The following is a 13,748-nucleotide window of genomic DNA, read 5'->3' as shown; positions in this document are numbered from 1 at the left end:
TTCTCGGGTGCTCATAGATCCTGCATCCACCATAAATCCCTGTGGGAGCGAGCCTGCTCGCGATAGCGGTACCACAGGCCGGTGTCGGCTTGACGAGTGTCAGGCCAGCAGCTCCGCCGCCACCACGCTTCTTACGCCCTTGCCGCTGAGTTGTTCCACCAGCATCAAGGCAAACGCCAGGGCGGCAGCCGAGCCTTGGGCGGTGATGCAGTTGCCGTCCACCACCACGGGTTGATCGACGAAGCTGCAACCGGACAGTTGCTGGCTCACCGCCGGCAGGCAGGTCATGCGCCGCTGGCGCAGGACGCCGAATGCCTGTAGCGCCAGGGCCGGGGCTTCGGCGATGGCGGCGAAGAAACGTCCGGTGGCGGCCTGGCCCTTGATCAGTTGTTGCAGCGGCTGATGGGCCGCCAGGTGTTGGGCACCGATGATGCCGCCCGGCAGGACGATCAGGTCAAAATCCTGCACGAGCATGTCCACCAGCATGCCATCGGCCGTCAGGCGCGTGCCGCGGGCGCAGGTGAGCATGCGCCGCCCTTCGATGCTCGCCACCACGGTTTCGATCTGCGCTCGACGCAACACGTCGATCAGGGTGACCGTCTGCAAGTCGTCGACACCCTCGGCGACGGCTATCAGGGCTCGGGGGATCTTGGTTCCAGGAATCATGGGCGCTCTCCGCTGGATGATGCTTGTAGTGTAGGAGCTGCCGAAGGCTGCGATCTTTTGATATGCGCTTGAGATTCAAGCGTGGGGTTAAAGATCGCAGCCTCGCTTCGCTCGACAGCTCCTGCATGGGGTAGCGGTTATTTGATGTACAGCTGGGTCGACATCCGGTTGCCCGGCGCGTTGATCGAGATGTTGCTGAAGCTGAAGGTCCCCTCTTGCTTACCCTTCAGGTCGAAGACGTACAAATAGCCCACGACTTTGGTCCGCACCGAGCAGTCATTGAGATTGCCATTGCTGTACGCGCACACCGGCGAGCGGGTGCCGTCGACTTCAAAGCCGTCCAGGGTGACATGGGGTTGACGGCCATAGCCGACCTCCAGCACGTAGACCTTGATATTCGGGCCACTGTGATCGCAACGCGTCTGCGCCTGCCCCAAGGCGATGTCCTCGAAGCCACAGGCCGGCGACTCGACCTTGAGCACCTTGACCTCACTCAGCGGTGGCGCCGACGCGGCATTCGCAGCCTGGCCGGGCAACCACAGGCCCAGCGTGCAGCCCACTGCCGCCATCAGCTTTTTATTCATGCGATACATAGAGATCTCCCGGAACCGCGCGCAGTATGGCCCACTTGGCGCGTTGGCAAAACATCGACGACGATCGCAGCCACAACGCTACGCTGCTGGTATGATGCGCGGCTTTTTCCGACCCACAGAAAATTCCCGGGCGCCGCTGGCGACCTGTGCTTTGCTGTTGAGGTCGATACATTCACGGCGCCGGGCGCGCCACGGGGAGCAGACATGCTGGAAAGGCTGTTTCAACTCAAGGCACACAACACCAACGTGCGGACCGAAATCCTGGCGGGCGTCACGACCTTCCTGGCCATGGCCTACATTCTGTTCGTCAACCCGAGCATCCTCGGCGAAACCGGCATGGACAAAGGCGCGGTGTTCGTCGCCACCTGCCTGGCCGCGGCCATCGGCTCCACGGTCATGGGCCTGATCGCCAACTACCCGATCGCCCTCGCCCCGGGCATGGGCCTGAATGCCTTCTTCACCTACACCGTAGTCCTGCACATGGGCCACACCTGGCAAGTGGCGCTGGGCGCAGTGTTCATCTCCGCCGTGCTGTTCTTCATTCTCTCGATCTTCCGCATCCGCGAATGGATCATCAACAGCATCCCGCTGCCCCTGCGTTCGGCCATTGCCGCCGGTATCGGCCTGTTCCTGGCGCTGATCGCCCTGAACAATGCCGGCATCGTGGTGAAAAACCCGGCGACCATGGTCGGCCTCGGCGATTTGAAACAGCCGGCGCCAATCCTCGCCACCCTTGGTTTCATCCTGATCGTCGCCCTCGAAGCACTGAAAGTCCGCGGCGCGGTACTGATCGGCATCCTGGCGGTCACCATCGTCTCGATCCTGATGGGTTTCACCCCGTTTGGCGGCATCATTTCCGCACCACCGTCCCTGGCCCCAACCTTCCTGCAACTGGACATCAAGGGCGCCCTGGACATTGGCCTGGTGAGCGTGATCTTCGCCTTCCTGTTCGTCGACCTGTTCGACAACTCCGGCACCCTGATCGGCGTCGCCAAGCGCGCCGGGCTGATGGGCAAGGACGGCCATATGCCGAAGATGGGCCGTGCGCTGATCGCCGACAGCACCGCCGCCATGGCCGGTTCGCTGCTGGGCACCTCCACCACCACCAGCTACATCGAGTCGGCAGCGGGCGTCAGCGCTGGCGGCCGCACCGGCCTGACCGCCATCGTCGTGGCGATCCTGTTCCTGCTGGCGCTGTTCTTCTCGCCACTGGCCGCCAGTGTCCCGCCTTTCGCCACCGCCCCAGCCTTGCTGTTCGTCGCCGTGCTGATGACCTCGGGCCTGGCGGAAATCGACTGGGACGACATCACCGTCGCCGCCCCCGTGGTGGTCACCGCCCTGGCGATGCCCTTCACCTATTCCATCGCCAACGGCATCGCCTTCGGCTTCATCGCCTGGACCGCCATCAAGCTGGTGTCGGGTCGTGGCCGTGAGCTGAACCCGGCGCTGGTCATTCTGTCGATCCTGTTCGTGATCAAATTGGGTTGGTTCAACGCATGACTTTTGATTCCCAGGCCTATGCCGCCCAGTTGCAGGACAAGGTCACCCGCTTGCGTGACCTGTTGGCCCCGTTCGATGCACCAGAACCTGCGGTGTTCGATTCGCCCCTGAAAAACTTTCGCCTGCGGGCCGAATTCCGCCTGTGGCGCGAGGCCGGCGAACGGCACTACGCAATGTTCTCCCAGGACGACAAGCGCACACCGATCCTCATCGAGGAATTTCCCATCGCCAGCCTGCGCATCAACCAGTTGATGCCGCAGCTCAAGGCCGCCTGGCAGGCCAGCGCGCCCTTGAGCCACAAGCTGTTCCAGGTGGAGTTCCTGACCACCCTGGCGGGCGATGCGATGATCACCCTGTGCTATCACCGCCCGCTGGATGAACACTGGCACGCGGCGGCCGCGAAACTGGCGACCGACCTGGGCGTGAGCATCATCGGTCGCTCCAAGGGCAAGCGCGAAGTGATCGGCCACGACTACGTGGTGGAGAAACTCGACGTCGGCGGCCGGACCTTCAGCTATCGCCAACCCGAAGGCGCCTTCACCCAGCCCAACGGCACGGTGAACCAGAAGATGCTCAACTGGGCCTACCAGGCCTTGGGCGATCGCAGCGACGATCTGCTGGAGTTGTACTGCGGCAACGGCAACTTCACCTTGCCCCTGGCCACTCGCGTACGCAAAGTGTTGGCCACCGAGATCAGCAAGACCTCGGTGAATGCCGCGTTGAGCAACCTCAGCGAAAACGCTGTGGATAACGTCACGCTGGTACGTCTGTCCGCCGAAGAACTGACCGAAGCCTTGAACGAAGTCCGGCCCTTCCGTCGCTTGCACGGTATCGATCTCAAGAGCTACGAATTCGGTAGCGTCTTCGTCGACCCGCCCCGCGCCGGCATGGACCCGGACACCTGCGAGCTGACCCGCCGTTTTGACAACATCCTGTACATCTCCTGCAACCCTGACACCCTCGCCGCGAATATCGCGCAACTGAACGACACCCACCGCATCACGCGCTGCGCGTTGTTCGATCAATTTCCCTGGACCCATCACATGGAATCTGGGGTGTTGTTGACTCGGCGTTAAACGCTGGGGCGTCCTCCCCTATGGGCTGGACGGAGCAAAACTCTGTGGGAGCAAGGCTTGCTCCCACAAATAAATGCCCTCGCCACAAGTGCCCTCCCTCCTCTCCCGACAAAGGTCATGTTCGATCATCGAACACTTATTGGCCGATGTCGGCTGCTTTGTTTGACCAAATTAACCATCTAGTACAATTTATCTCCAGCGGCTGAACCTGGCCGACGCCAACAATAAAAATGTGGAGAAATTGCGATGCCTCCGATCGTTCTGGTGCTCAACGGCCCGAACCTGAACCTGCTCGGCACCCGCGAGCCGGCAACTTATGGCCACGAAACCCTCGCCGACATCTCGGCACTGTGCGGCCGTGCTGCTGAAGAATTCGGCCTGGCGGTGGAGTTTCGCCAGACCAACCAGGAAAGCGAGTTGCTCGACTGGGTGCATGGCGCACGCGGCCGATGCGCCGGCATCGTCATCAACCCGGCAGCCTGGACCCACACCTCGGTGGCAATCCGCGACGCCCTGGTGGCGAGCGAAGTGCCGGTCATCGAAGTCCACCTGTCCAACGTCCACGCCCGGGAAACCTTTCGCCACCACTCCTTCGTCTCATCGGTCGCCATCGGCGTGATGTGCGGGTTTGGCAGCCATGGTTATCGCATGGCCCTGGAACATTTCAGTCAGCGTTTGAAGGGTTGATGAGCATGTCGAATATCACTGTGCTGGCCGGCCTGATCGGTGCGGGCATCCAGGCGTCTCGCACACCGGCGCTGCATGAGCGTGAAGGCGATGCCCAGGGCATGCGCTACCTCTATCGGCTGATCGACCTCGACGCGCTGAAACTCGACAGCGGCGCCCTGCCCGATTTGCTCAAGGCCGCCGAGCGCATGGACTTCACCGGCCTGAACATTACCTTTCCCTGCAAGCAGGCGATCATCCCATTGCTGGACGAACTGTCACCGGAGGCCCGGGGCATTGGCGCGGTGAATACCGTGGTGCTCAAGAATGGCAAACGCATTGGCCACAACACCGACTGCCTGGGGTTCGCCGAAGGTTTTCGGCGCGGCCTGGGAGATGTGGCGCGCCAGCGCGTGGTCCAGATGGGCGCCGGTGGCGCTGGCGCGGCGGTGGCCCATGCGCTACTGGCAGAAGGCGTGCAGACGCTGAGCATTTTTGACGTCGAAGTCAGCCGTGCCGAGGCCCTGGCTAATAACCTCAACCAACACTTCGGCGCAGGCCGCGCCCGGGCCGGGCATGACTTGGCCAGCGCCATGGCCGATGCCGACGGCCTGGTGAACACTACGCCCATGGGCATGGCAAAACTGCCGGGCATGCCGGTACCGGTCGAGCTGTTGCGGGGCGAGTTGTGGGTCGCGGAAATCGTCTACTTCCCACTGGAAACCGAACTGCTGCGCAACGCCCGTGCCCTCGGCTGCCGCACGCTGGACGGCGGCAACATGGCCGTGTTCCAGGCGGTGAAGGCGTTCGAACTGTTCAGCGGCGTGGCGCCGGATGCACAACGGATGCTGGCGCATTTCCAGAGCATGAATCATTAAGGTCTAGTGATACTCCCCCCTGTGGGAGCGAGCCTGCTCGCGATAGCGGTGGATCAGCCAGCATCGACTTGACTGGCATACCGCTATCGCGAGCAGGCTCGCTCCCACAAGGTTTCCAGAATCAGGCCTGCAAGTATCTCAACACCGACTCACAAACCATCCGCCGATGCCGCTGCTTGACCGCTTCATCCGACAGGTCGATCTGAAAGATCTCGCCGAACGTCTGGCGGTTGGACACACGGTAAAAGCAGAAAGAACTGATAAGCAAGTGCACGTCCAGGGGGTTGGAGATCAGGACGGAACACGCCCTCTTCAGCACCGCGCCGCAGGATCACGCCCAGGGAATCGAGGATGGTATTGGTCATCGCCTTGATCGCGCCTGACTGCTTCACGTATTCGGCGTTGTGGATGTTCTCGATGCAGACAATGCGCACGAAATCCACATTACGGTCATGGTGGTCGAAGGTGAACTCCACCAGGCGCCGGATCGCGTCGACCGGGGCCAGCTCGGCCAGGTGCAGGCGACTCTCGGTGGTGCGGATATCCCCGTAGAGTTTTTCCAGCACCTCGACGTACAACTGCTCCTTGCTGCCGAAGTAGTAGTAGATCATGCGCTTGGAGGTGTGGATGCGCTCGGCGATGGCGTCGACCCGGGCGCCAGCCAGGCCTTGCTGGACGAACTCGACGATGGCTTCCTGAAGAATGTTCTCCCGGGTCTTCTCCGGGTTGTTCTTGCGACTCTTGCGCGGCGTGGCGACGGGTTCGTCGAGCGCTGCGGAAAGCTCTGGATTCATAGTCATTGCGGGGCTCACGGCCATCACTGCACAGGCTGGCGATTATGGGCCGCACCGTGCAGTGAAGGAAGCCACGGCATTGCCCTTTACCGCCGCATTTACGATTTCCCTACAACTTGGCGTGCCGCAAGCCACCGCTGCGGGACTTGGCCATGGCCGCCAGGCGCACCGCGACGTTGGCCGCGCCGTAACCGGCATAACCGTTCTTGCGCTGGATGATTTCAAAGAAAAACCGCCCCTCGAACGGCTCGGTGTAGACGTGAAACAGCTCGCCACCCTGGGCGTCGCGGTCGTACAGCACGTTGAAATACGCCAGCTCGCTGAGAAACTCATCATCGAAATCGAACCGCGCCGCCAGGTCGTCGTAGTAGTTGAGCGGGATGTCCAGCAACGGCACACCAGCTTCCTTGGCACGGCTGACCTGGGCGAAGATGTCGTCGCAGTCGAAAGCGATGTGATGCACCCCCGAACCGCGATAACTCGACAGTGCGTGTGAGATCGCGGTATTGCGGTTCTCGGAAATGTTCAGCGGCAAGCGGATCGAACTGCAGCGGCTACGCAACGCACGGCTTTTTACCAGGCCATAAGGGTCGGGCAAGACGACTTCGTCATCGGCCTCGAAATCCAGCAGGCTCTTGTAGAACAGCACCCAACTGTCGAGGCTGTCGGCCGGCAGCGCCATCGCCATGTGATCGATGCGCTTGAGTCCGGCGCCAATCACGGCACCGGGCTGCAAGTTGAAATCGGTGCCATAGACATCGGCTTCCTGATCCACCAGGTAGATCAGGCTGCCGTCCGGGGCACGCACCGCCGCCAGTTCCAGTTCGTTGGGGCCCACCAACCCGCGATAAGGCTGACCCTTGTAGGCCACCGCCCGTTCCAGGGCACTGGCGCTGTTTTTCACCCGCACGGCAGTGGCGCACAACGATGGTCCATGAGCTTCGAAGAAGCTGTGGGCGAAGGAGTACGGCTCAGTGTTGAGGATCAGGTTGATATCGCCCTGGCGCAGCAGGCTCACATTCTTGGAGCGATGCTGACCGGCCTTGACGAAGCCCAGCCGCTCCAGCCAATGGGACAGTTTGGCGCCGAGGTTATCGTCCACAGCAAACTCGAGAAACTCGATGCCGTTGTATTCACTCGCCGGCGGTGTGGCGAAAAGGATATCGGCATTGCCGGTGGACGGCGCTTCTTCGGCCAGGCGCTGGCGGGTCTTTTCTTCCAGGTACAGCAGCGAGCGCAGACCGTCGGCGGCATTGGCCCGTGGCGGCGCGGCGCGGAAGCCGTCGTTGAAGATTTCCAGGGACAACGGCCCGGTGTAGCCGCTCTTGATGATCGGCGCCAGGAAGCCAGGCAAATCGAATTCACCCTGCCCGGGGAAGCAGCGGAAATGCCGACTCCACTCCAGCACATCCATCGCCAGGATCGGCGCGTCGGCCATTTGTACGAAGAAAATTTTCTCGCCGGGGATCTCGGCAATCGCACTCGGATCGCCCTTGAGGGACAAGGTGTGGAAGCTGTCGAGCAACACGCCGAGGCTGGGGTGATCGGCCTGGCGCACGATGTTCCAGACCTGTTGATACGTATTGACGTGCCGCCCCCAGGCCAGCGCTTCGTAACCGATACGCAAGCCACGCGCACCGGCGCGTTCGGCGAGCAAGCGCAGGTCATCGACCAGGATCTGTTCATCACCGACGCTGTCGGCCGAGGCGTTGCTGCACACCAGCACCAGATCGGTGCCCAGCTCCTGCATCAGGTCGAACTTGCGCTCGGCGCGCTCCAGGTTGCGCGCCAGGCGATCGCGGCGGCAGCCTTCGAAGTCACGAAACGGTTGGAACAAGGTGATGGCAATGCCCAGATCGGCGCACATCTGCCTGATTTCCCGAGGGCTGCCATCGTAATAGAGAAGGTCGTTCTCGAAGATTTCCACCCCGTCAAAACCGGCGGCGGCAATGGCTTCGAGTTTTTCCGGCAAGGTACCGCTCAAGGACACGGTGGCAATGGAACGCTGCATGACTTCGGCTCCCGGGACAGGCATCGGCTACAAAAGGTGCGCCGCTTTTTAAAGAGTCAGCCGATTATTGAGCTGCCGGTTTCTTTCAGCAATTTAATATGTACCATCCGGTTAGTTTTTTGGGCGATTATCGAACAAAATGCCGATTGTCGAATTGACGATTTTTTGCTCACTGCGCACCATCGCTTCCACATTGACGCAGGCCCTGGCCGCCGGCATCAATGGACAGACCCAGACCAACCATAAGAATTTCAAAAACGGGTACCCGCTATGATTCCTTCCCAAAGCTCCCGCCTGGCCCCCGGCCTGGGTGTCTCGACCAGTGGCATCGGTGACAAGATCCGCGGCGCCATGGCCGTAGGCAAGACCCGTTGGGGCATGCTCGCCCTGGTGTTTTTTGCCACCACCCTGAACTACATCGACCGCGCCGCCCTGGGCGTGATGCAGCCGATTCTTGCCAAGGAGATGAGCTGGACGGCGATGGATTACGCCAACATCAACTTCTGGTTCCAGGTCGGTTATGCCGTCGGCTTCGTGTTGCAAGGGCGGCTGATCGACCGGATCGGCGTCAAGCGCGTGTTCTTCTGCGCCGTGCTGCTCTGGAGCCTGGCGACCGGCGCCCACGGCCTGGCCACCTCGGCGGTGGGCTTCATGGTCTGCCGCTTTATCCTGGGCCTGACCGAAGCTGCCAACTACCCGGCCTGCGTGAAGACCACGCGGCTGTGGTTCCCGGCCGGTGAACGGGCGGTGGCCACTGGCATTTTCAACGCTGGGACCAACGTCGGCGCGATGTTCACCCCGATGCTGCTGCCGCTGGTCCTGCACGTATGGGGCTGGCAGGCCGCGTTCCTGTGCATGGCCGCGCTGGGCGGGATCTGGCTACTGTTCTGGGGCCTGAAATACTTCAACCCGGAAGATCATCCCCGCGTCAAACAGTCGGAACTGGACTACATCCAGGCCCAGGACGAGCCAGACCAGGTCCGCGTGCCGTTCTCCCGCATCCTGCGCATGCGGGGCACCTGGGCCTTCGCCCTGGCCTACTCGATCACCGCACCGGTGTTCTGGTTCTACCTGTATTGGCTGCCGCCGTTCCTGAACCAGCAATACAACCTGGGCATCAACGTGACCCAGATGGGCATCCCGTTGATCATCATCTACCTCACCGCCGACTTCGGCAGCGTGGGCGGCGGCATCCTGTCTTCGTTCCTGATCGGTCGCGGCCTCAATCCGATCAAGGCGCGACTGGTGTCCATGCTGCTGTTCGCCTGCTGCATCATCGGCGTGATCATGGCGGCCGGCGCAAGCAACCTGTGGATGGCGGTGTTTGCCATTTCCCTGGCCATCGGCGCGCACCAGGCCTGGACTGCCAACATCTGGAGCCTGGTGATGGACTACACGCCCAAGCACATGATGAGCACGGTGTTCGGCTTCGGCGGCATGTGCGCGGCCATCGGCGGGATGTTCATGACCCAACTGGTGGGCCACATCCTGACGATCACCAATAACAACTACACCGTGCTGTTCACGCTGATTCCGGCGATGTACTTCATTGCCCTGACCTGGCTGTACTTCATGGCGCCGCGCAAGGTGCCGACGCTGGAAAACTGATACCGGGCCAGTTTCGAGCAATCAAGCCGAGCACCTTTGTGGCGAGGGGATTTATCCCCTCGCCACAGGAGGTCTGTGTAGCCAGTTATTTACGCCGCTGTTGCCACGCCGCCGCCAGCCCGCTCAAGCAAATCAGAGCGATGCCCACCACCGTGGTCAGCGTCGGCGTGTGGTTGAACAGCAACCACCCCAGCAAGCCGGCAAACACGATCTGGCAGTACCCGAACGGCGCGAGCAGCGCCGGGGCGGCAAAGCGGAAGGCCTGGGTCAGCATCAGGTGCGCCGTCATCCCGCAGGCCCCCAGCGCCAGCATCATCGCCCCGTGCAACAGGCTCGGCACTTGCCAGAAGAACGGCACCAGTGCGCTCATCACCAAGGTGTTGCACAGGCCGGCGAAGAAGTTGCTGGTGGTCGGGCTGTCGATCTCACTGAGCTTGCGCGTGAGCAACTGGTAGAAGCAGAAAAACAGCGCCGAACAGAACGGCAACAACACCGCCGGCGTAAACAGATCCCCGCCCGGATGGACGATGATCAACACCCCGATAAAACCGAAGATCACCGCGATCCATTGGCCACGCGTCACATGCTCGCCCAACAATGGCACCGACAGCGCGGTGACCAGCACCGGGGCCAGGAAGTTGACCGCGGTCGCCTCGGCCAACGGGATATACATCAGGGCCGTGGTGAAGAACAGGCTGGTCCCCAGCAGGCACAGGGCCCGGGCCAGTTGCCACAGAGGGCGCTTGGTCCGCAGGACCCGCAGCCCCGAGCGCGGCAGGAAAATACCTGCCATCAGTAACGTATGCACCACGTATCGGGCCCACACCACCATGATGATCGGATAGAAACCCGAGAGATATTTCGACAGTGCGTCATGGCTGGAGAACAGGAACGTCGCACAGAGAATAAGCAGGATGCCCTTGAAGGCCTGATTGACGCCGGAAAGCGGGGTGCTGACGGTCATGTAGGAATCCTGCGTTGCGTGTGTAGGGAAGAACCAATATCTGCGACCGTGGATTCAGCTGAACAACTCCGAGGCCTGGCTGGCTTGCGACAACTCCTCCGCAAACACCAGCAAGGTCGGTGCCAGCTCATGCAGGCGTGCCCGTGTCATCCGAGCGCTGGGCCCGGCAACACTCAGCACACCTATGACCCGGCCATCCAATGGATGACGGACCACAGCGGCAATGGCCGACGTGCCGATCGCCGAGCTTTCCTCGACACAGGCATAGCCTTGCTCACGAGCCTGGTGCAGGTACTGGAGCAGTTCAGCCTTGCTGCGTGGCGCGTTCGGCCCGGCGTCCGCCGGCATTTGCACGGCCTGGCGCGCCACCAGCGCCAACGCCTCGGCATCACTCATGCACGCCAGCCAGGCATGGCCCGACGCGGTATAGAACAACGGCGTCTCACGCCCCATGTCCGGGTCGTAGCGCAAGCCGGAACGAGCCCCCTGAGACTTGGCGATCCAGGTCTGGCACTCCCCTTCGATGACACCCAGGCGCACCAGTTCACCCGTTTCCCGTGCCAGGCGATCGAGCACTGGCTGCACGATGTCGGCACCGCTTCGCGACAGATAGCGAAAACCCATGGCAACCAGGCGGGTCGACAAGTGATAACGCAGGTTCTCGGGGTTCTGGCGCACATAGCCCAGGCGCATCAGTTCGGCGAGCAAACGGTGGGTGGCACTCTTGGGGATCTGCAACTGTTCGGCCAAGCCGAGCAGCGGCCACCCGCGAGGGTCACTGGCGAGGCTTTCCAGCACATTGAAAACCCGTTCGATTTGACTGCCGGCCATGAGAGATCCAGATGTAATGTTCGCAAGTTCCAGAATATGCAAAGTGTAATTCAAATTCTGGAACCGGTGAGCCATTCATTCATGCCCTGATGAACCAAACCCCGCGATGATTGCCTGAAAGCTCAGGCGCCACGCGCATCCTGACGCCCCAAAAGCTAGACTCACCGCAACGGCAGTACAGTGACACTCCGGTCAATCAGAGGAACGCCCACATGTTATGGAAAAAAGGTCGCCGCAGTGACAACGTGGTGGACGCTCGCGGTGACGGTGGGGGCGGTGGCGGGATGCGCTTCGGCGGCGGCAAGGGCTTGAGCCTGACGGCCATCATTCTGATCGTCGGCATTGGCTGGATCACCGGCCAGGATCCGATGCAGATTCTCGGACAACTGGCCGGGCAGATGGACCAGACCTCTGCGCCCGCCTCCTCACAAACCCGCCAGGCGCCACCGGCCAACGATGAACAGGCCGAATTCGTGCGCTCGATCCTCGGCGACACCGAAGACACCTGGGGCCAGGTCTTCCAGCAAGCCGGACGCCAATACCAACAACCGAAACTGGTGTTGTTCAGCGGTCGGGTCAACTCGGCCTGCGGTCTCGCCTCTTCGGCGACCGGTCCGTTCTATTGCCCGGCCGATCGCCAGGTTTACCTGGACATGAGCTTCTTCAAGGAAATGTCCCAACGCTTCGCTGCCGCCGGGGACTTCGCCCAGGCCTACGTCATCGCCCACGAAGTCGGACACCATGTGCAGACCCTGCTCGGCGTGTCGGCGAAAATCCAGGAAGCCCGCCAACAAGGTCGGCAGATGGAAGGTGATGGAGGCTTATTGGTACGCCAGGAGTTGCAAGCCGACTGCCTGGCCGGCGTGTGGGCCAACCATGCGCAAAAACGCCTGAACTGGCTGGAGCCGGGGGACATCGAGGAGGCCTTGAACGCCGCCAATGCCATCGGTGATGACCGCTTGCAGCAACAAGGCCAGGGCCGCGTGGTACCGGACTCCTTCACCCATGGCACTTCGGCACAACGAGTGCGCTGGTTCAAGACCGGCTTCGCCCAGGGCCAGGTCAGCCAGTGCGACACGTTCGCGGCGAAAACCCTGTAGATGAAGTGGGGGGCATTGATCGGGCTGGTGCTGTGCTGCGCCGTGGCCCAGGCCGAGGAACACAGCGTCAAGGTGGTCGCCCAAGGGCGCCTGCAACTCAAAGGCGGAGCCATGGCCGTCGCCGTGAGCCCGCCCCCGGCGTCTATCCAGCGTGTGCTGATCATCCTCCACGGTCGGCTGCGCAATGCCAACACCTATCTGCACAGCGCCGAAAAGGCTGCCGGGCAGGCCGGGCAACTGGGCACCACCCTGATCATCGCCCCGCAGTTCCTCAATGAGCAGGACGTGGCTCGCCACACGCTACCCAATGACGTCCTGCGCTGGCACGGCAACGACTGGATGGCCGGAGGCCTGTCCACAGGGCCCAATCCGGTCAGTTCCTACCAGGTTCTGGACGACATCGTTGCGCGCGTCAGTGACCGGCAGCAGTTTCCCGAAGTGAAAGAAATCGTCATCGCCGGCCATTCCGGCGGCGCCCAGGTCGTGCAGCGTTATGCCCTGCTCGCCCACGGTCAATATCGGATAGAGCCACGCTTTGTCATCGCCAACCCGTCGTCCTATGCCTACTTCGATGCCCAACGCCCCATGGCTTTCGACCCTGCCAGTTGCCCTGGCTTCAACCACTGGAAATACGGCCTGCAGGATTTGCCCGCCTACGCGGCGGGACAAACACCCACGCAACTGGAAAATAACTACGTCAAGCGCGACATCGTCTATTTGCTCGGGCAACAAGACACCGATCCGGAGCAGCCGGCGCTGGATAAGGGCTGCGAAGCGCAGACCCAGGGGCCGTATCGGTTATTGCGCGGGCATTTCTTCTTTGACTACCTGACCCGGCGCCATCCCGTGGGGTTGAACCAGCGGCTGATCGAAGTGCCGGGGGTGGGGCATAACGGGAATGGGATGCTGACTTCGCCTGAGGGGTTGAGGGTGTTGTTTGGTCAGTGAGTTTTTTAGCGAATGCCAGAACCTCATCGCGAGCAGGCTCGCTCCCACAGTAGATCTGGTGTGGACACAAATTCTGCGATCAACAGAAATCCCCTTGTGGGAGCAAGCCTGCT

General features: G+C 61.7%; 12 protein-coding genes and 1 pseudogene. 7 read left to right on the top strand and 6 right to left on the bottom strand.

Annotation, left to right across the window (positions count from 1 at the left end):
* Positions 1-99: 99 nt before the first annotated feature.
* Together GN234_RS22450 and GN234_RS22445 are read right to left on the bottom strand one after the other, a co-directional pair.
* A complete protein-coding gene (locus tag GN234_RS22450) occupies positions 100-666 on the bottom strand; it encodes a DJ-1 family glyoxalase III (protein ID WP_116833502.1) in 567 nt (188 codons plus the stop codon).
* A gap of 137 nt (positions 667-803) precedes the next feature.
* A complete protein-coding gene (locus GN234_RS22445; protein ID WP_176689095.1) occupies positions 804-1,259 on the bottom strand; it encodes a DUF4879 domain-containing protein in 456 nt (151 codons plus the stop codon).
* Between the two features lie 204 nt (positions 1,260-1,463).
* Between GN234_RS22445 and GN234_RS22440 the strand changes: the two genes are divergently transcribed.
* The 4 genes from GN234_RS22440 (at position 1,464) to GN234_RS22425 (ending at position 5,379) form a co-directional block, all read left to right on the top strand.
* Positions 1,464-2,759 carry an NCS2 family permease gene (locus GN234_RS22440; protein WP_109756231.1) on the top strand — a complete coding sequence of 432 codons (1,296 nt, stop codon included), beginning with the start codon at positions 1,464-1,466 and terminating at the stop codon, positions 2,757-2,759.
* Entirely contained in the window at positions 2,756-3,835 is a 1,080-nt protein-coding gene (gene trmA, locus GN234_RS22435) for a tRNA (uridine(54)-C5)-methyltransferase TrmA (RefSeq protein ID WP_176689094.1), read from the top strand. The genes GN234_RS22440 and trmA overlap by 4 nt, the downstream gene beginning before the upstream one ends.
* Positions 3,836-4,081: 246 nt before the next feature.
* Positions 4,082-4,522 (top strand): type II 3-dehydroquinate dehydratase, encoded by a 441-nt coding sequence (gene aroQ / locus GN234_RS22430; RefSeq protein WP_109756239.1) that lies wholly within the window; start codon positions 4,082-4,084, stop codon positions 4,520-4,522.
* Between the two features lie 5 nt (positions 4,523-4,527).
* Entirely contained in the window at positions 4,528-5,379 is an 852-nt protein-coding gene (locus GN234_RS22425) for a shikimate dehydrogenase (protein WP_370873694.1), read from the top strand.
* A 121-nt stretch (positions 5,380-5,500) separates the two neighbouring features.
* Here GN234_RS22425 and GN234_RS22420 read toward each other — a convergent pair.
* Together GN234_RS22420 and quiC are read right to left on the bottom strand one after the other, a co-directional pair.
* A pseudogene (locus GN234_RS22420) lies at positions 5,501-6,179 on the bottom strand (TetR/AcrR family transcriptional regulator).
* 103 nt (positions 6,180-6,282) lie between these two features.
* Positions 6,283-8,184, bottom strand: a complete 1,902-nt coding sequence (gene quiC / locus GN234_RS22415) for a 3-dehydroshikimate dehydratase QuiC (RefSeq protein ID WP_109756242.1) — start codon at positions 8,182-8,184, stop codon at positions 6,283-6,285.
* A 270-nt stretch (positions 8,185-8,454) separates the two neighbouring features.
* Here quiC and GN234_RS22410 point away from each other — a divergent pair, with 270 nt between their 5' ends.
* Positions 8,455-9,792: an MFS transporter gene (locus tag GN234_RS22410; protein WP_109756243.1), complete on the top strand. Its 1,338-nt coding sequence runs from the start codon at positions 8,455-8,457 to the stop codon at positions 9,790-9,792.
* Positions 9,793-9,877: 85 nt separating this feature from the next.
* Here the strand turns inward: GN234_RS22410 and GN234_RS22405 are convergent, their stop codons facing one another.
* Both GN234_RS22405 and GN234_RS22400 read right to left on the bottom strand, forming a co-directional pair.
* On the bottom strand, positions 9,878-10,756 hold the full coding sequence (locus GN234_RS22405) for a DMT family transporter (protein ID WP_116833508.1): 879 nt from the start codon (positions 10,754-10,756) through the stop codon (positions 9,878-9,880).
* Between the two features lie 54 nt (positions 10,757-10,810).
* A complete protein-coding gene (locus GN234_RS22400) occupies positions 10,811-11,587 on the bottom strand; it encodes an IclR family transcriptional regulator (protein WP_176689093.1) in 777 nt (258 codons plus the stop codon).
* 212 nt (positions 11,588-11,799) lie between these two features.
* Between GN234_RS22400 and ypfJ the strand changes: the two genes are divergently transcribed.
* Together ypfJ and GN234_RS22390 are read left to right on the top strand one after the other, a co-directional pair.
* A complete protein-coding gene (ypfJ, locus tag GN234_RS22395; protein WP_134925918.1) occupies positions 11,800-12,687 on the top strand; it encodes a KPN_02809 family neutral zinc metallopeptidase in 888 nt (295 codons plus the stop codon).
* Entirely contained in the window at positions 12,688-13,635 is a 948-nt protein-coding gene (locus tag GN234_RS22390) for an alpha/beta fold hydrolase (protein WP_163856533.1), read from the top strand. It begins immediately after the preceding gene.
* Positions 13,636-13,748: the final 113 nt, after the last annotated feature.

It is taken from the genome of Pseudomonas bijieensis (genome assembly GCF_013347965.1).
Taxonomy (GTDB): Bacteria; Pseudomonadota; Gammaproteobacteria; order Pseudomonadales; family Pseudomonadaceae; genus Aquipseudomonas; species Aquipseudomonas bijieensis.
This window is presented reverse-complemented; position numbering and strand designations above follow the sequence as displayed.